Here is a 16,909-nt window from a genome sequence, read left to right as displayed (position 1 = left end):
GCATGTCCTCGTTAACCCATATCAACGCGGCCGGCGAAGCCCACATGGTGGACGTCTCCGGCAAAACTGACACCGTGCGAGAAGCGCAGGCGGAAGCGCTGGTGCTGATGCAGCCGGCCACGCTGCAAATGATCCTCGACGGCAGCCATGACAAAGGCGATGTTTTCGCCACCGCACGTATTGCCGGCATCCAGGCGGCGAAGCGTACCTGGGAACTGATTCCGCTGTGCCATCCGCTGATGCTGAGCAAAGTCGAGGTGACGCTGGTGGCTGAGCCGGAGCACAGCCGCGTACGCATTACCTCGCGCTGTCGCCTGAGCGGCAAAACCGGCGTGGAAATGGAAGCGCTGACCGCCGCGTCGGTCGCGGCGCTGACCATCTACGACATGTGCAAAGCGGTGCAGAAAGATATCGTCATCGACCAGCTGCGGCTGCTGAGCAAAAGCGGTGGTAAATCCGGTGATTTCCAGGCGGTGCGCCATGATTAAGGTACTGTTTTTTGCCCAGGTGCGCGAACTGACCGGCACCGCCACGCTGGATCTGGCGGCAGAGTATGCTGACGTCGCCACGCTGCGCGCTGCGCTGGCGCAGAAAAGCGATCGCTGGGCGCTGGCGCTGGAGTCCGGCAAGCTGCTGGCGGCGGTGAATCAGACGCTGGTGCCGATGAACCATCCGCTGCGCGCCGGTGATGAAGTGGCGTTCTTCCCGCCGGTTACCGGAGGCTGAGCATGACAACCCGAATTCGCGTCGGCAGCGCGCCGTTTAACGTTGGCGACGAGTATGCGCTGCTGGCGGCGCATGACAGCGACGGCGCGGTCGTCACCTTCACCGGCAAAGTCCGCAACCACAATCTCGGCGACAGCGTGGCCGCGTTAACGCTGGAGCACTATCCGGGTATGACGGAAAAAGCGCTGGCAGAGATTGTGGCGGATGCGCGTCAGCGCTGGGCGCTGCAGCAGGTGACGGTGATTCATCGCGTAGGCGAACTGTTCCCCGGTGATGAGATCGTGTTCGTTGGCGTCAGCAGCGCCCATCGCGGCAGCGCCTTTGCCGCCAGTGAATTCATCATGGATTACCTGAAAACCCGCGCGCCGTTCTGGAAGCGCGAAGCCACCGCGCAGGGCGATCGCTGGGTCGATGCCCGCGACAGCGACCATCAGGCCGCTGAACGCTGGAACTAGCGCGCAAAATCCGCCCGCGCTGATAGCCGCCAGACCACGAAAACGGTAAGGTACGGTTTTTGCTGGCTTATCAGGGAGCAGGATGAACACCAACACGATATTACGCGGCGCAGCGCTGCTGGCTGCGCTGGTGCTGGCCGGATGCAGCACCAAAAAGGAGCCGCAGCTACCGGCCCGCCAGCCCGCTGACGTGAAAGCGCAAATTCAGCAATTGCTGCCCGCCCATGTGACGCAAAAATCGGCCTGGGCCGACGACATCTATACCGCGCTGCGCGTGCAGCACATCGACGCCAGCGCCAGCAATATTTGCGCGGTGATCGCCGTGACCGATCAGGAATCTAACTTCAGCGCCGATGCCACCGTGCCGGGTCTGCCAAAAATCGCCTGGGCTGAAATTGACCGCCGCGCCGCCAGCGTGCACGTGCCGGCGTTTCTGGTGCGCACCGCGTTACTGATCAAATCCTCCAACGGCGAGAGCTACGCGGCACGTCTCGATAAGGTGCACAGCGAGAAAGAGCTGAGCGCCATTTTCGATGACTTTATCGATATGGTGCCGATGGGGCAGAAGCTGTTCGGTAATCTCAACCCAATCCACACCGGCGGGCCGATGCAGGTCAGCATTGCCTTTGCCGAAGCGCATGCGCAGGGCTATCCATACCCGATTGACGGTTCGATCCGGCGCGAAGTGTTTAGCCGGCGCGGCGGTATCTACTTCGGCACGCTGCACCTGCTGGGTTATCCGGTGGATTACAGCCAGCCGCTGTATCGCTTTGCTGACTTCAACGCCGGCTGGTACGCCAGCCGCAACGCCGCGTTCCAGGCTGCGGTGGCGCGTGCCAGCGGCATCAAACTGGCGCTGGACGGCGACCTGATCCGCTACGGCAGCGAACAGGCGAGCGCCACCGAACTGGCGGTGCGCACGCTGGCGAAGCAGCTGGACATGAGCCCGCGGGAAATTCGCCGCGATCTGGAGAAGGGCGACAGCGAAAGCTTCAGCGACAGCACGCTGTGGAAACAGACCTTTATCCTCGCCGATAAGATGGCGGGAAAACGTCTGCCGCGCGAAGTGCTGCCGGGCATTAAGCTGGAGAGCCCGAAAATTACCCGTAATCTCACCACCGCGTGGTTTGCCCAGCGGGTTGACGGGCGATATCAGCAGTGTATGACGCGCCGTTGACGATCCGTGGTGTACACTTCACACTGACGTTATCAGTAACTTTTAAAGAGGTGCATCATGGATCGATATCCACGTAATGGTTCAATCGTGCAGCAGGCTTCGACCGGGCTGCAAACCTATATGGCGCAGGTGTATGGCTGGATGACCTGCGGCTTACTGCTGACGGCGTTTGTGTCGTGGTTTGCCGCGCGCACGCCTGCCGTCATGGAACTGGTGTTTGCCAATCGCATCACCTTCTTCGGCCTGATTATCGCGCAGCTGGCGCTGGTATTCGTGCTTTCCGGCATGGTGCAGCGCATGAGCGGCGCCGTGGCGACCGGGCTGTTTATGCTCTATTCCGCGCTGACCGGGCTGACAATGGCGAGTATTTTCCTTGTTTATACCTACTCGTCGATCGCCAGTACCTTCTTCGTTACCGCGGGCATGTTTGGTGCCATGAGCTTTTACGGCTACACCACCAAACGCGACCTGAGCCGCTTCGGCAGCCTGCTGTTTATGGCGCTGATCGGCATTCTGCTGGCGTCGCTGGTGAACTTCTGGCTGAAAAGCCCGGCGCTGATGTGGGCGATTACCTATATCGGCGTGGTGGTGTTTGTGGGCCTGACGGCTTATGACACACAGAAGCTGAAAGCCATCGGTGAGGGCATTGATGTTAACGATAAAGAGAATCTGCGCCGCTTCTCAATCATGGGCGCGCTGACGCTGTATCTCGACTTCATCAACCTGTTCCTGATGCTGCTGCGGATTTTCGGTAACCGTCGCTAAGAGTAACCAGCCATTAAGGCTGTGAAAATAATCGCGCCGCTACGGCCAGGTGAACGGTCTGTACTTATCAGCCCGTTTCACCTTGTCCGTAGCGGCGCAATGTATTACGCGTTCTCCAGCCTGCGCCTGGCACGCCTTATCGCGCCGCCATCTTGCGCTCATTCTTCTGCCGTAAATGCTTCGCGCGGCTCTCCAGCCACAGATACAGCACCAGTGCCAGCAGCAGCGGCAGAATAAAATAGAGCACGCGATAAGCCAGCAGCGCGGCGATAATCTCACCGTGCGAAGCATGCTGGCCGCTGAGCAGCGCGAGGAACACCGCTTCCAGCACGCCAATGCCCGCCGGAATATGAATAATCACCCCGGCAATACTGCTGATTAACAGCACCCCCAGCACGATGGGATAATCCACTTCACGCGCCAGCAGCAGCCAGATAATGGTGCCCATCACCATCCAGTTGGCGCAGGAAACGGCAAACTGAAACAGCGCCATGCGCAGCGAGGGCAGTTGCAGATGCTGGCCCTTCACCGTCCAGCGGCGCTTCTTCGCGAAAGCACAGGCCCACAGATAAACCGCCACCATCGCCAGCAGGACCGCACCAATCACCCGTAGCGTGCCTTCGCCGATGAACCAGCCGGGCGGAATCGGCACCATGCCGGCGACAAACACTACGCCGCCAAGCAAAATGTAGCCGAGCCAGTTGGTGGCAATACTCAGTGAAAAGATGCGCGTGATAGTGCCGCCGGGCAGGCCGAGGCGCGAATAGAGGCGATAGCGCATCGCCACACCGCCCACCCAGGTGCTCAGTGTCAGGTTAAAGGCGTAACAGATGAATGACACCAGCATCACCTGACGTTTCGCCAGCTTATGCCCGCAGTAGGCGCGGCCAATCAAATCGTACAGACCGTAGGTGAGGTAGCTCACCACCACTAACGCAGCGGCGCTCAGCACCACGTAGCGGTTATAGCCGACGATGACCTTGTACACGTCCTCCCAGTTCACCTTGCGTGCGTAAACCACCAGCAGCACGATCACCGCAATGAAGAACAGCCAGGTAAGGATTTTTTTCGCTAACTGCCAGCGCGGGTTCTTTTTGCTCATCAGGGTTTCGCTCCTTCGTTATCGGCTTCAACCCGGTCCTGGGTTTCCATTTCCGGCTGCACCGGCGGATCGACCTGAGACAAATGGGGCGTATGGGCAGGCAGCCAGCCGGCGATGGCCGGGAAATGGCGCAGGAAATGGAACACGATGACGCTCTTGGTCAGCTGCCACCAGGTGCGCGGCGGCAGCTTGTCTTCATCGACGCGCACGCAGTCCGCAGCCAGCAGCTGCTCAAGGTTATCGCGCAGCGTCTGGTTGAAGGCGTGGTCGTGAATGATCAGGTTGGCTTCGAGATTCAGCGACAGGCTGAGCGGGTCGAGGTTGCTGGAACCGACCGTTGACCACTGCTGATCCTGCACCGCCACTTTGCCATGCAGCGGGCGACGGCAGTATTCGTACACTTCAACGCCAGCATCCACCAGATAGTTGTACAGCAGCTCGGCGCCGACTTTGACAATCGGCATGTCCGGTTCACCCTGCACAATCAGCCGCACGCGCACACCGCGCTGGGCCGCGCTGCGCATTTCCCGCAACAGGCGATAGCCGGGGAAAAAGTAGGCGTTGGCGATAATCACATCCTGCTTCGCCTTGCGCAGCATATCGAGATAGTGCTGTTCGATGTCATCGCGGTGCTCATCGTTATCGCGGTAGACAAACAGCACCTGCGCATCACCGGGCAGGGCGTTCACCGCCAGGCGCTGGGAGCGCGCGCCCCACCAGCGGCGCGTTACCTGTTCGCTGCCGATCGCCTGCTGTACATAGCGTGCGATGTCCAGCACCACCGGTCCTTTCACCTCCACGGCGTAATCCTGCTTGGCTTCCGGCCCGTAATCGGTGTTGTGCTCGGCGGAGAAATTGATACCGCCGACAAACGCAATCTCCTCATCAATTACCACAATTTTGCGATGCAGACGGCGGAACACGTTGGTGCGCATGCCCATCACCAGCGGACGCGGATCGTAATAGATAAAGCGCACGCCTGCTTCGGTCAGGCTGTTGATGTACTGGGTGGAAAGATCCGGCGAGCCGTAGCCATCCACCATCACTTCCACCTTAACACCGCGCTGCGCGGCGGCCAGCAGATCGCGGTGCAGCGCCTTACCGACCTCATCTTCAAACAGGATAAACGTCTCCAGCAGCAGCGTACGCTGGGCGCGCTGAATCGCGCCGGAGACGCGCGGAAAGAATTGATCGCCATTTTCCAGCAGCCGCAGCTGGTTACCTTCGCGCCAGCTGAAATTCATAGAAAGATCTCCACGGCCAGCGGGGCATGATCGGACAGATGTGACCAGGGTTTCACCGGTAGCGCCCACGGCTGGCTCACCGACGCATTTCGGATATAGATGCGATCGAGACGCAGCAGCGGAAAGCGCGCCGGGAAGGTGCGCGCCGGGCGACCGTTTTTCATGCTAAACACCTCCTGCAGACCGGCTCCGCGCTGTAAGAATCGATTAGCGCGTACCTGCCAGTCATTAAAATCGCCGGCCACCACCAGGGGCGCATCCGGTGGCAGCGACTCAATCAGTTCACACATCATGCGCATCTGCGCCAGACGGTGCTTCTCTTTCAGGCCGAGGTGCACGCATAACGTGTGAATCGGTTCCGGCCGATCCGGCAGGCTAATCTGGCAATGCAACATGCCGCGTTTCTCACTGCCGGCGACAGAAATATCGCGGTTTTGGTATTCGGTGATCGGAAAGCGTGACAGTATCGCGTTGCCATGATGGCCCTCGGGATAGACCGCGTTGCGGCCGTAAGCGAAATCGTGCCACATGGTGTCGGCAAGGTATTCGTAGTGCGAATTTTCCGGCCAGTTTTCAATGTGTGCGGAGTGGATGGCGTGCGTGCCCATCACCTCCTGTAAAAAGACGATATCCGCCGAGGTCGCGCGCACTGCGTCGCGCAGTTCCGGCAGGATAAAGCGACGGTTAAAGCTGGTGAACCCCTTATGGGTATTGATCGTCAGGACTTTAAATGAAGATCCTTGCGTGTTTTGTGGCATACTGCGACGCGCTCCTTTTCATCATCAACAGAACAAAGTGTAGTCTTTGTCACAAATGGGTGGTGCTGGAGACAGAAAATTAGGGTGTTATCCGAAATTTGCTTTACATTGAGGAAATCCGTCTGGCTGCGGTCAGATACACTTGGGCGACCTGTTGGGTCTGCCAGGAGAAGAGAATGAAATGGTCTAATCGTGTTCAGATTGTTACCGGTCAAACCTGCCTGCATATTGCGACCCACCTGCTGGTGATCGCGGCACTGGTGTGGGGCTGGAAACATAAGGCACTGGTCGAAGTGAGCAGTACCCTGGTGGCAGCTTATGCGCTGGTGTTCATCACCATGCTGGCCCTGCAGCGTAGTGCCCGTTTGCGCCGCTTTGGTGACTCTCTGGAAGAAGTGACGACGACATACTACTTCGGCGCGGCGATGCTGACGCTGTTCCTGATTTCACGCTTCATCCACAACAATCTGCTGATTGGTTGTCTGGGCGTGGTAATGCTGGTGGGCCCGGCGCTGGTGTCGCTGCTGGCCAAAGAGCCACCGCAGCGCGTGCAGAAAAAACGCAGCTAAGCGGACGTGCCAGCAAGAAAAGAGGAGCCCACTGCGGCTCCTTTTTTATGCGCCACCGCGCAGCGGCCCATTACCCTCACGTTTTGCTGGTCGCGGTTCTTGCGGAAAGCTGCTACACTGCCGCTCTTACGCATGGTAGTTTGTGCCCTTTTCACACGCAGGCCTTGAGGCTGCGTCATATCCCCCCTGAAAACTACATCGCGCAGCGCGATCAGGGCGGTTCGGAGTAATACACCTGCATGTCTTTTGACTCTCTCGGCTTGAATGCCGATATTTTGCGTGCGGTAGCAGAACAGGGCTACCGTGAACCGACGCCAATCCAGCGTCAGGCGATTCCCGTGGTGCTGGCCGGTCGTGACCTGCTGGCGAGCGCCCAGACCGGCACGGGTAAAACCGCCGGTTTCACGCTGCCTCTGCTGCAGCGTCTGTCAGAAAAACCGGCAGCGGCGCGCGGTCGCCGTCCGGTACGTGCGCTGATCCTCACTCCAACCCGTGAACTGGCGGCGCAGGTTGGCGAAAACGTACGTGAATACAGCCAGTACCTCAACATGCGTTCGCTGGTGGTGTTCGGCGGCGTCAGCATTAATCCGCAGATGATGAAACTGCGCGGCGGCGTTGATGTACTGATCGCCACGCCGGGGCGTCTGCTCGATCTGGCGCACCAGAACGCGGTCGATCTGTCGCAGGTGGAAATCCTGGTGCTGGACGAAGCGGATCGTATGCTCGACATGGGCTTTATCCACGACATTCGCCGCGTGCTGGCAAAACTGCCGGCCAAACGGCAGAACCTGCTGTTCTCTGCCACCTTCTCGGACGAGATCAAAGCGCTGGCGGAAAAACTGCTCACCAACCCGGAACAGGTGGAAGTGGCACGCCGCAACACCGCTTCCGAGCAGGTGTCGCAGCAGGTGCATTTTGTCGATAAGAAGCGCAAACGGGAACTGCTGTCGCTGATGATTGGTCGCGACAACTGGCAGCAGGTGCTGGTGTTCACCCGCACCAAGCACGGTGCTAACCACCTCGCTGAGCAGCTCAACAAAGATGGCATCACTGCCGCCGCGATCCATGGCAATAAGAGCCAGGGCGCGCGTACCCGTGCGCTGGCCGACTTCAAAACCGGCGGCATTCGCGTGCTGGTGGCAACGGATATTGCCGCGCGCGGTCTGGATATCGAAGAGCTGCCGCACGTGGTCAACTACGAGCTGCCGAACGTGGCGGAAGATTACGTGCACCGCATCGGCCGTACCGGTCGTGCCGCGGCCACCGGTGCTGCGCTGTCGCTGGTGTGCGTGGACGAGCACAAGCTGCTGCGTGATATCGAGCGCCTGCTGAAGCGGGAAATTCCGCGCATTGCGCTGCCGGGCTTTGAGCCGGATCCGAGCATCAAGGCGGAGCCGATTCAGAATGGCCGTCAGCAGCAGCCGCGTGGACGTGGCCAGGGCCGCGCGCCGGGGCAGGGTGCTGACGCACCGCGCAGCCGCAGCGGCGGCAATGGTCAGCGTGCCAGCGCCGGTAACGGCGGCGCGCGTCCACAGGGCGAGGCGCGTGCACCGCGTCGTCCGGGCAACAACGGCCCGGCGGCAGGCAACGCGGGTAAACCGGCGCGTTCACGTCGTCCGGCAGCCAAGAGCAACGGGAACGCGTAACGGTATGCGGGTTTTACTGGCGCCCATGGAAGGCGTACTGGATTCGCTGGTACGTGAACTGCTCTCCGGCGTGAATGACTATGACCTGTGCGTCACCGAGTTTTTGCGCGTGGTCGATCAGCTGCTGCCGGTAAAATCCTTCTACCGTTTGTGTCCGGAACTGCACCATCACAGCCGGACGCCCTCCGGTACGCGCGTGCGCATGCAGCTGCTGGGCCAGTATCCTGAGTGGCTGGCAGAAAACGCCGCACGCGCGGTGGAGCTGGGTTCGTGGGGCGTTGACCTCAACTGCGGCTGCCCGTCGAAGCTGGTGAACGGCAGCGGCGGCGGTGCGACGCTGCTGAAAGATCCGGAGCTGATCTATCGCGGTGCCAGAGCAATGCGCGAGGCGGTGCCCGCTCATCTGCCGGTCACGGTGAAAGTGCGGCTCGGCTGGGACTCGGGCGCGCGGCGTTTCGAGATCGCCGATGCGGTGCAGCAGGCCGGTGCCAGCGAGCTGGTGGTGCATGGCCGGACCAAAGAGGACGGCTATCGCGCAGAGAGCATCAACTGGCAGGCGATTGGTGAGATTCGCCAGCGTCTGACGATCCCGGTGATCGCCAACGGCGAAATCTGGAACTGGCAGGATGCGCAGGATTGCCTGCACATTACCGGCTGCGACGCGGTCATGCTCGGGCGTGGCGCGCTCAATGTGCCTAACCTGGGGCGCGTGGTGAAATACAACGAAGCCCCGATGCCGTGGTCGCAGGTGGTTGAGCTGCTGCTGCGCTACACCCAGCTGGAGAAGCAGGGTGATACCGGCAACTATCACGTTGCGCGCATCAAGCAGTGGCTGGGCTATCTGCGCAAAGCCTACCATGAGGCCGACGGCCTGTTCAGCGAGATCCGCACGCTGCGTGTCTCCGCCGAGATTGCCAGCGCCATCGAACGCCATGCCGCACGCATGGCCCAGGTGTCCTGCATCTGAACCTGAGCGGTCGCACCTGAACCGCCAGGTCCGCCGCGTTAACGGGCAAGCCAGCGATCACCACGCGAGAGTGTGTGCTGCCGCCATGTTTTATAACAAAAAAAGCCGCGATCCTTAGTCTGCTAACCGGTATAGTGAACCTTCGCTTTCATCACGTTTCTGACGCCATCTTCCATGTCTGACGCCGCTGTACTGAGTAATGCTCAGTTAAATAAACGCATCCTCTCCGTCATCGTTTTCACCTTCTTTTGCTACCTGTCCGTCGGGTTGCCGCTGGCGGTGCTGCCGGGGTTTGTGCATAACCAGCTGGGCTTCAGCTCGTTTATCGCCGGGCTGATCATCAGTCTGCAATATTTCGCCACGTTGCTCAGTCGCCCGCACTCTGGCCGGCTGGCCGATCGCTACGGCCCGAAACGCGTGGTGATGATGGGGCTGGTGTGCTGCGGCATGAGCGGCGTGCTGTCGATCATTGCCGCGCTGTGCAGCGGTGCGCCGCTGCTGAGCCTGACGCTGCTGGCGCTGGGGCGGCTGTTTCTCGGCGTCGGGGAAAGTTTCAGCAGTACCGGCTCGACGCTGTGGGGCATGAACATTGTCGGCCCGCGGCAAACCGCGCGGGTCATTTCGTGGAACGGCGTGGCGACTTACTTTGCCATGGCGATTGGTGCGCCGCTGGGCGTGCTGCTGAACCAGATTTTTGGCATCAGCGGCTTTGCCGGTCTGGTCGCGCTGATGGGGGCGATCGGCTTCTGGATGGCCTCCGGCAAACCGGCGGTCAGCGTCAGCGCCGGCGTGCGCATTCCGTTTCATCGCGTGGTCAGCCGCGTCTGGCTGTTTGGCCTGGCGCTGGGATTTGGCACCATCGGCTTTGGCGTGATCTCCACCTTCATTACCCTTTATTTCGCCAGCCGCGACTGGAGCGGCGCGGCGTTCGCGCTGACACTGTTCAGCCTCGGCTTCGTGCTGGTGCGGCTGGCGTGCGGGCGCTATATCACGCGCTTCGGCGGGCTGCAGGTCTCGCTGATCTCCTTCGTGCTGGAGGGCGCCGGTCTGCTGCTGATCTGGCAGGCGGACAGCAGCTGGCTGGTGGATATTGGCGCCTTCCTCACCGGCGGCGGTTTCTCGCTGGTGTTCCCGGCGCTGGGCGTGGAAGCGGTGAAGCGGGTACAGCAGCAGGATCAGGGATCGGCGCTCGGCACCTATTCGGCGTTTCTCGATTTGGGGCTGGGGTTGACCGGACCCGTGGCGGGGCTGTTAATCGGCCACTGGGGCATGCAGTCGGTGTATCTGGCGGCAGCACTGATGGTGCTGGGCGCGTTCCTGATTACGCTGCGCCTGCACCAGCAGTCTTCAGAGCCTATCAGGCCAGATGAATAAACAGTGCATACAGCAGCCCTGACAGCAACACCGATACCGGCAGCGTCAGCACCCACGCCAGCGCCAGATTACGCAGGGTGGCGAGCTGCAGGCCGGATCGGTTGGCCGCCATGGTACCGGCCACTCCGGACGACAGCACATGGGTGGTCGACACCGGTAAACCAAAGGCATCGGCTGCGCCAATGGTGGCCATCGCCACCAGCTCCGCACTGGCACCCTGCGCATAGGTGAGATGGGTTTTGCCGATGCGCTCACCCACCGTAACCACAATCCGGCGCCAGCCGACCATAGTGCCGAGACCCAGCGCAATCGCCACCACCACTTTGACCCACATCGGGATAAAGCGCGTAGCCGCGTCCAGCTCGTGCTTCACCGCCGTCAGGTTGCGCGCCGTCTCTTCCGGCAGCGCGACGTTGGCCGATTGCAGATGCTTGATGGTTTCCGAAGCGAGATACATATCGTTGCGCGTGTTGGTGACCGCCTGCGCCGGGATATTTTCTACCGAACCGTACTGGCGAATCTGTTCGCCGATATCGCCGAGCATCATACCGAGCGCCGGCAGCACCTGCGGCCGGTTCTGGCTGGTGCGTACATATTCCGTCAGCACCTCACGCGCTGCCGGCATTGCGGCGGGCGGTGGCTGCAGCGTCAGCAACTGCTGTTCGGTCACCTGGGTTAACGCCGCCACGCGCGGAATTTGCTCCGGCGGCAGCGAGCGGTTGAGCGCATAGGCGATCGGCATGGTGCCAACCAGGATCAGCATAATCAGCCCCATGCCTTTCTGACCGTCGTTCGAGCCGTGGGCAAACGAAACGCCGGTACAGGTGAGGATCAGCAGGCCACGAATCCACGCTGGCGGCGGCTGATTGCCCTCCGGCGCCTGATACAGCTGGCGATTGCGTACCAATGCCTTCATGGCCAGCAGCAGCACGGCGGCGCAGATGAAGCCAATCACCGGCGACAGCAGCAGGGCGTAACCGACCTTGATGGCCTGATCCCAGTCGACGCCGCTGGTGCCGCTGCGGCCGTGCAGCAGCGCATTCGCCACGCCTACGCCGATAATCGAGCCGATCAGCGTGTGCGAAGAGGAAGAGGGCAGGCCGAAATACCAGGTGCCAAGGTTCCAGACAATCGCCGAGCACAGCAGCGCATACACCATGGCGAAACCGTGACCGCTGCCCGCCTGCAGAATCAGCTCCACCGGCAGCAGCGAAATAATGCCAAACGCCACCACGCCGCTGGAGAGCAGTACGCCAAGGAAATTACACAAGCCGGACCACACCACCGCCACGCCCGGCGACAGCGAGTGAGTGTAGATCACCGTGGCGACGGCGTTGGCGGTATCGTGGAAGCCGTTAACAAACTCGAAGCCGAGCGCAATCAGCAGCGCCACGCCGAGCAGCAGGAACGGCGTATAGCTGGTGACGACCGCGCCGGTCTCTTCCACGTCGTTGAACAGATTGATACCGGTGAACACCAGCCCGGCCACCAGCAGCAGCAGAAACAGCACGCGCGACGCGCGACCGCTGCGCGGGTGCAGATTGGGCCGTCCGCGGTCGGACGATGATGCAGGGAAACTGTTTTCAGCCATAACACACCCCCCGGGGTGAATTAACGATGCACGAATGGCACCCGTTAACTGCAGTGTGATACGGGTTTTGTATGACAGAATGATGATGCCAGCGCGCGCTGTCATCGTGCTGTAACAGGCCTGTCGCAGGCTGTGGATCTGACCGCTCAGGGATCTTCACGCCGCTATGCTCCAGCCTGTTCTGCCGCTTGCCTCGCTACCGGACTTCAACAACGAAGTTGCCGGACTGATTCACGGTTACCTGTTCAACCCGGATGCGCCGCCACAGCGGCTCAACGCCCGCGAGGCCGCGCAGCTGGCGCGGCACACCTTACCCGACGGCTGCTTTCTCTGGCTGCACATTAACCTGAATCATGCCCGCGCCGAGCGCTGGGTTCAGGACCACTTCAGCGTAGATGACGATTTTTTCGATGAGATTCATTCAGCCTCGCCGCGCACCCGGCTGGCACAGCAAAACGATGCGCTGCTGGCGGTGCTGAATGACGTCACCTTCAGTAAGGAGGAACGCAGCACGCAAAATGCGACGCTGTGGATCTGGTGCCGGCCGCAGGTGATGGTCAGCGCGCGCTATCGCCCGGTTGGCATGATTGAACGTATGCATCAGCAGATTGATCGGCTGTGCTTCAGCGCGCCGGATGCGATGCTGCTGTGGCTGCTCGGCGAACAGGAAGCGCAGCTGGAGCAGGTGGTGCGGCGCTCCAGCCAGGCGGTGGATGCGATAGAAGAGCGGCTGCTGAGCGCGGCGATCAAAGCCAACCGCAGCGAGCTGGGCCATCTGCGCCGCATGCTGCTGCGCGTCCAGCGGCTGCTGGCGCCGGAGCCGGCCGCGCTGTTTCGCCTGCTTAACCGGCCGCCAAACTGGCTCAACCGGGAACCGCTCAGTGAGCTGCGCATTTTCACCGAGGAGTTCAGCGTGGCGCTTAACGATCTTGCCAGCCTGATGGAGCGCATTCGCCTGCTGCAGGAGGAGATTGCTGCCCGCCTGATGGAGCAGAGCAACCGAACGCTATTTTTGCTCACCTCAATCACCGTGCTGGCGCTGCCCATCAATATCGTAGCCGGTTTTTTTGGCATGAACGTGGGCGGCATTCCGCTGGCGAACAATCCGCACGGCTTTCTGCTGTTAGTGCTGGTGGTGCTGGTGTTTACTCTGGTGGCGGGCTGGCTGGCGTTACGCCGACCGCACGATTGAGCGCGCAACTGCGCCGCGACACAACCGCACAATGATCCCGGCGATCGGGCAATAAAAAAGCCAGCCCTGCGGCTGGCTTGATCATCGACAGCAAACCCTTACAGGCTGTTGCCGTTGCTGGCAGGCTGTGCCGGCGCGGCCTGCTCAACCGGAGCGGCTTCAGCGGGCTGCTGCGCATCGGCCTGTGGCGCGACGGCGGTGGCACCCTGCGGCGTCATCGGTTCTTCTTTCGGCATCGCGTCAGAAGACTCCTGTACCATCACCGGCGCAGGCTGGGCTTCGCCCGGCTGACCGTTGATTTTGGTCGGCATACCGGTACGTGCCTGGATGGCGTTGTTCACGGCATCCTGGTTGGTGCTGGCATCGGCCACCACTTTGGTCACGGCGGACGTCAGGCTGATTGGCACCAGTTCACGTGAGTTGAACTGCTCTTCGGTGGTCGACAGCGGGTTGTGAACCTCGATGTAGCGCGAACCGTCTGGCTCAACGGTGGCTTTTACCGGCTGGTCAATGAACTGGACGCGCGTACCCACTGGCACGTTGTCGAACAGCCATTTGATGTCGTCCGCACGCAGACGCACGCAGCCGTGGCTCACGCGCAGGCCGATACCAAAGTTGGCGTTGGTGCCGTGAATCGCATACAGACGGCCAATGTACAGCGCGTACAGGCCCATCGGGTTATCCGGACCTGCCGGGAACACAGCCGGGATGCTCTCGCCGCGCGCCGCGTACTCTGCGTGCATCGCTTTGGTTGGCGTCCAGGTTGGGCCATTCTTCTTGCGCTCAACCGCGGTGGTCCAGTTAACCGGCGTATCTTTACCCAGCTCGCCGATACCGATCGGCAGCACCACGACAGTTTTGGTGCCTTTCGGGTAGTAATACAGACGCATCTCGGCGCTGTTGATCACGATGCCTTCACGCGGTGCGTCAGGCAGAATCAGCTGCTGTGGGATCACCATTTTAGTGCCTGCTTTCGGCAGGTAAACGTCCACGCCCGGATTGGCTTCCAGCATGTTGCTGAGGCCCATCTGGTACTGCGCCGCAAACGCTTCCAGCGGCAGTTTGCTGTCGTCTGGCACGGTGATTTCAATATTTTCGCCAATCAGGCGGCTATTCGCTGGAGGCAGCGGATAGACGACTGCAAAGGCCGACTGGCTGAACGCCGCCAGTACGAGGGCGAGTGAAGCGAACGCGCGAATGCTTTTTTTCATGTTTTTACAAGTCGTTATGGCCATTTTCATGGCTTGTCAGTGTGTCGAACCCATCAGGGTCAGAATAACCCGCTGCGCATTATATGTGCATAGGCGCAATGATGGGAATCAGGATTTTCGCTGGTTGAAGATACTTTACGCAAAACGCCACGTTTCACAGACTATTCTCTTTGCCACGCCGCCCAAAATGTGAATTTTCTTACGGTTGCCACAGCGTCACTTCGCCGCTCAGTTTACGGTTGAGGAAAAACGCGGCACTGATCAACGCCAGATGGGTCAGCGCCTGCGGCATGTTGCCCAGCGCGTTGCCGTGCGAGGTAAACTCCTCGGCGTACAATCCCAGCGGATTGGCGTAGCTCAGCAGCTTTTCAAACTCGAAATGCGCCTCGTGCACCCGCCCGGCGCGCGCCAGACACTCCACATACCAGAACGAACAGGCGGCAAACGCACCCTCGCCACCGGTCAGCGCATCGGCGGGCGTCTCACTGATGTTATAACGCCGCACTAAACCGTCGCTCACCAGATGGGTTTTAATGGCATCCAGCGTGGCGATCCACTCCGGATCGGTCGAGCTGACAAAGCGCACCAGCGGCATCAGCAGCATCGACGCATCCAGGTATTTACCGCCGCGCGTGGCGGTGAAGTGGCCGAGTTCATCGTTCCAGAAGTTCTGCCAGATGTCGTCGCGGATCTCGCTGCGCACCCGGTCCCAGCGATCGTATGGCATCGGCAGCGAACGCTTCATGCCCAGCCGCAGTGCGCGGTCCAGCGCCACCCAGCACATCAGGCGCGAATGCAGAAAGTGCTCCGGCTCGCCGCGCATCTCCCAGATACCGGCGTCCGGCTGGTTCCAGTTAACGCAGACGTAGTCAATCATGCTGGACACATGGCGCCAGCCGCGCTGCGAGATGGCTTCGCCGTATTTATTGGCAAGGTAGACCGCATCCATCAGCTCGCCATAAATATCCAGCTGCGTCTGACGCCAGGCATCATTGCCGATGCGCACCGGGCGCGAGTTGGCGTAACCGGAGAGGTTAAGCAGTTCGGTCTCGTGCAGCTCGGTGCCGCTGTCGAGGCGATACATCACCTGCAAATGCGGCGTATCGTCGTGGCTGTGCTCAACGCAGCGGCCGACCCAATGGGTGAAGTCACGCGCTTCCTCCACATAGCCGAGCCGCATCAGCGCGTACATGCTGAACGAGGCATCGCGGATCCACGAGGCGCGGTAATCCCAGTTACGCTCGCCGCCCAGCTCTTCCGGCAGGCCAAAGGTGGCGGCAGCCGCAATTGAGCCGTGCTGGTGTGAGGTGAGCAGCTTGAGCGCCAGCGCCGAGCGCGTCACCATCTCGCGCCAGCGGCCGCGATAAGAGCTGTGGCTGCTCCAGCGCCGCCAGTAATCCACGGTATCGCGAAAGCAGCGCTCGGTCGCGATATGCTGCACCTGCGGATCGTCATCGTTGCCAAACACAAATTCGGCGTGCTCACCGGCCTGCAGGGTAAACTGCGCCACCGCGCTGTCCGGTTCGCGCGTCATCACCACCGTGGCGCTCAGGCGCAGCGACGGCTGGCCTTCAGCGACAAAGGCGATGCCGCCGGGGCGCGTCTCCGTGCGCGTTTCCGCACGGGCATAGTCGTGACGCGGCGCGCAGCGCAGATCAAAGGTGGCGGTGCCGCGGATCATTTTTACCCGCCGCACCAGGCGCGGCACTTTGCTGCGCTCGTCGCAGATCGGCATGTAATCGGTAATTTCCGCCACGCCGGCCTCATCAAGCCAGCGGGTTTGCAGAATGTTGGTATCGGGCAGGTAGAGCTGCTGCTGGCGCGCGTTTTGCCACTGCGGTGCCAGCGAAAACAGGCCGGCTTCGTCGCTGTCGAGCAGGGCGGCAAACACGGAGGGGCTATCGAGTTCGGGCCAGCAGAGATAATCAATGGTGCCGTCGTTCGCGATCAGGGCACAGGTGCGTAAATCACCGATGACGCCGTGGTCGTCAATTCTGCGTTTAATCTTGCTCATCCTGCCTCCTGAACGCTATCCGATTGTTAACTATAGACGAAACGGCAGAATCGGCTGCGACGTGGCACAGAACGATAACTTCTATACTGTGAAGACACCCATCAGGCAGGAGAACGTT

At 60.8% G+C, this 16,909-nt stretch carries 16 protein-coding genes; 10 read left to right on the top strand and 6 right to left on the bottom strand.

Features of this window, described 5'->3' with window-relative positions:
- Nucleotides 1-2 precede the first annotated feature (2 nt).
- The 5 genes from moaC to C1N56_RS13255 all read left to right on the top strand — a co-directional run bounded on the left by moaC (nt 3) and on the right by C1N56_RS13255 (nt 3,123).
- On the top strand, nt 3-488 hold the full coding sequence (gene moaC, locus C1N56_RS13275) for a cyclic pyranopterin monophosphate synthase MoaC (protein WP_058757847.1): 486 nt from the start codon (nt 3-5) through the stop codon (nt 486-488).
- Nucleotides 481-726 carry a molybdopterin synthase sulfur carrier subunit gene (gene moaD, locus C1N56_RS13270; protein ID WP_058757846.1) on the top strand — a complete coding sequence of 82 codons (246 nt, stop codon included), beginning with the start codon at nt 481-483 and terminating at the stop codon, nt 724-726. The genes moaC and moaD overlap by 8 nt, the downstream gene beginning before the upstream one ends.
- A 2-nt stretch (nt 727-728) precedes the next feature.
- The gene (gene moaE / locus C1N56_RS13265) at nt 729-1,181 is read left to right on the top strand and encodes a molybdopterin synthase catalytic subunit MoaE (protein ID WP_021508491.1); all 453 of its coding nucleotides are present in this window, start codon (nt 729-731) and stop codon (nt 1,179-1,181) included.
- An 82-nt stretch (nt 1,182-1,263) separates the two neighbouring features.
- Nucleotides 1,264-2,358 (top strand): DUF1615 domain-containing protein, encoded by a 1,095-nt coding sequence (locus C1N56_RS13260; RefSeq protein WP_104092716.1) that lies wholly within the window; start codon nt 1,264-1,266, stop codon nt 2,356-2,358.
- A gap of 57 nt (nt 2,359-2,415) precedes the next feature.
- On the top strand, nt 2,416-3,123 hold the full coding sequence (locus C1N56_RS13255) for a Bax inhibitor-1/YccA family protein (RefSeq protein ID WP_021508489.1): 708 nt from the start codon (nt 2,416-2,418) through the stop codon (nt 3,121-3,123).
- 136 nt (nt 3,124-3,259) lie between these two features.
- Here the strand turns inward: C1N56_RS13255 and C1N56_RS13250 are convergent, their stop codons facing one another.
- The 3 genes from C1N56_RS13250 to C1N56_RS13240 are packed head-to-tail and all read right to left on the bottom strand — an operon-like array spanning nt 3,260 to nt 6,227.
- On the bottom strand, nt 3,260-4,225 hold the full coding sequence (locus tag C1N56_RS13250; protein ID WP_021508488.1) for a lysylphosphatidylglycerol synthase domain-containing protein: 966 nt from the start codon (nt 4,223-4,225) through the stop codon (nt 3,260-3,262).
- Nucleotides 4,225-5,469, bottom strand: a complete 1,245-nt coding sequence (gene clsB / locus C1N56_RS13245) for a cardiolipin synthase ClsB (RefSeq protein ID WP_058757843.1) — start codon at nt 5,467-5,469, stop codon at nt 4,225-4,227. The genes C1N56_RS13250 and clsB overlap by 1 nt, the downstream gene beginning before the upstream one ends.
- Nucleotides 5,466-6,227 carry an endonuclease/exonuclease/phosphatase family protein gene (locus C1N56_RS13240; RefSeq protein WP_021508486.1) on the bottom strand — a complete coding sequence of 254 codons (762 nt, stop codon included), beginning with the start codon at nt 6,225-6,227 and terminating at the stop codon, nt 5,466-5,468. Before C1N56_RS13240 ends, clsB begins: the two co-directional genes overlap by 4 nt.
- Before the next feature lie 176 nt (nt 6,228-6,403).
- Here C1N56_RS13240 and C1N56_RS13235 point away from each other — a divergent pair, with 176 nt between their 5' ends.
- The 4 genes from C1N56_RS13235 (at nt 6,404) to C1N56_RS13220 (ending at nt 10,783) form a co-directional block, all read left to right on the top strand.
- Nucleotides 6,404-6,796, top strand: coding sequence for a YbhQ family protein (locus C1N56_RS13235; protein ID WP_021508485.1), 393 nt, complete (start codon nt 6,404-6,406; stop codon nt 6,794-6,796).
- 239 nt (nt 6,797-7,035) lie between these two features.
- Entirely contained in the window at nt 7,036-8,442 is a 1,407-nt protein-coding gene (gene rhlE / locus C1N56_RS13230; RefSeq protein WP_021508484.1) for an ATP-dependent RNA helicase RhlE, read from the top strand.
- Between the two features lie 4 nt (nt 8,443-8,446).
- Nucleotides 8,447-9,409 carry a tRNA dihydrouridine(16) synthase DusC gene (gene dusC / locus C1N56_RS13225; RefSeq protein ID WP_136547056.1) on the top strand — a complete coding sequence of 321 codons (963 nt, stop codon included), beginning with the start codon at nt 8,447-8,449 and terminating at the stop codon, nt 9,407-9,409.
- Nucleotides 9,410-9,583: 174 nt separating this feature from the next.
- Nucleotides 9,584-10,783 carry an MFS transporter gene (locus C1N56_RS13220; RefSeq protein ID WP_021508482.1) on the top strand — a complete coding sequence of 400 codons (1,200 nt, stop codon included), beginning with the start codon at nt 9,584-9,586 and terminating at the stop codon, nt 10,781-10,783.
- On the opposite strand, the gene C1N56_RS13215 is transcribed toward C1N56_RS13220, so the two are convergent.
- Nucleotides 10,767-12,374, bottom strand: a complete 1,608-nt coding sequence (locus C1N56_RS13215; RefSeq protein ID WP_394516750.1) for an inorganic phosphate transporter — start codon at nt 12,372-12,374, stop codon at nt 10,767-10,769. The genes C1N56_RS13220 and C1N56_RS13215 overlap by 17 nt on opposite strands.
- Before the next feature lie 166 nt (nt 12,375-12,540).
- Between C1N56_RS13215 and C1N56_RS13210 the strand changes: the two genes are divergently transcribed.
- Nucleotides 12,541-13,566, top strand: a complete 1,026-nt coding sequence (locus tag C1N56_RS13210) for a transporter (RefSeq protein WP_021508480.1) — start codon at nt 12,541-12,543, stop codon at nt 13,564-13,566.
- Nucleotides 13,567-13,664: 98 nt separating this feature from the next.
- On the opposite strand, the gene C1N56_RS13205 is transcribed toward C1N56_RS13210, so the two are convergent.
- The gene (locus C1N56_RS13205) at nt 13,665-14,777 is read right to left on the bottom strand and encodes a L,D-transpeptidase family protein (RefSeq protein WP_058775308.1); all 1,113 of its coding nucleotides are present in this window, start codon (nt 14,775-14,777) and stop codon (nt 13,665-13,667) included.
- Nucleotides 14,778-14,976: 199 nt separating this feature from the next.
- Nucleotides 14,977-16,791 carry a glycoside hydrolase family 15 protein gene (locus C1N56_RS13200; protein ID WP_021508478.1) on the bottom strand — a complete coding sequence of 605 codons (1,815 nt, stop codon included), beginning with the start codon at nt 16,789-16,791 and terminating at the stop codon, nt 14,977-14,979.
- Nucleotides 16,792-16,909 lie beyond the last annotated feature (118 nt).

The organism is Pantoea sp. SGAir0175 (genome assembly GCF_043547855.1).
The sequence above is the reverse complement of the archived record's forward strand: the minus strand, read 5'-3'. Positions and strand labels throughout refer to the sequence as shown.

Coding starts and splice junctions, on each gene's coding strand:
- moaC (WP_058757847.1), top strand. CDS start 3: ATGTCCTCGTTAACCCATATCAACGCGGCCGGCGAAGCCCACATGGTG.
- moaD (WP_058757846.1), top strand. CDS start 481: ATGATTAAGGTACTGTTTTTTGCCCAGGTGCGCGAACTGACCGGCACC.
- moaE (WP_021508491.1), top strand. CDS start 729: ATGACAACCCGAATTCGCGTCGGCAGCGCGCCGTTTAACGTTGGCGAC.
- C1N56_RS13260 (WP_104092716.1), top strand. CDS start 1,264: ATGAACACCAACACGATATTACGCGGCGCAGCGCTGCTGGCTGCGCTG.
- C1N56_RS13255 (WP_021508489.1), top strand. CDS start 2,416: ATGGATCGATATCCACGTAATGGTTCAATCGTGCAGCAGGCTTCGACC.
- C1N56_RS13250 (WP_021508488.1), bottom strand. CDS start 4,225: ATGAGCAAAAAGAACCCGCGCTGGCAGTTAGCGAAAAAAATCCTTACC.
- clsB (WP_058757843.1), bottom strand. CDS start 5,469: ATGAATTTCAGCTGGCGCGAAGGTAACCAGCTGCGGCTGCTGGAAAAT.
- C1N56_RS13240 (WP_021508486.1), bottom strand. CDS start 6,227: ATGCCACAAAACACGCAAGGATCTTCATTTAAAGTCCTGACGATCAAT.
- C1N56_RS13235 (WP_021508485.1), top strand. CDS start 6,404: ATGAAATGGTCTAATCGTGTTCAGATTGTTACCGGTCAAACCTGCCTG.
- rhlE (WP_021508484.1), top strand. CDS start 7,036: ATGTCTTTTGACTCTCTCGGCTTGAATGCCGATATTTTGCGTGCGGTA.
- dusC (WP_136547056.1), top strand. CDS start 8,447: ATGCGGGTTTTACTGGCGCCCATGGAAGGCGTACTGGATTCGCTGGTA.
- C1N56_RS13220 (WP_021508482.1), top strand. CDS start 9,584: ATGTCTGACGCCGCTGTACTGAGTAATGCTCAGTTAAATAAACGCATC.
- C1N56_RS13215 (WP_394516750.1), bottom strand. CDS start 12,374: ATGGCTGAAAACAGTTTCCCTGCATCATCGTCCGACCGCGGACGGCCC.
- C1N56_RS13210 (WP_021508480.1), top strand. CDS start 12,541: ATGCTCCAGCCTGTTCTGCCGCTTGCCTCGCTACCGGACTTCAACAAC.
- C1N56_RS13205 (WP_058775308.1), bottom strand. CDS start 14,777: ATGAAAAAAAGCATTCGCGCGTTCGCTTCACTCGCCCTCGTACTGGCG.
- C1N56_RS13200 (WP_021508478.1), bottom strand. CDS start 16,791: ATGAGCAAGATTAAACGCAGAATTGACGACCACGGCGTCATCGGTGAT.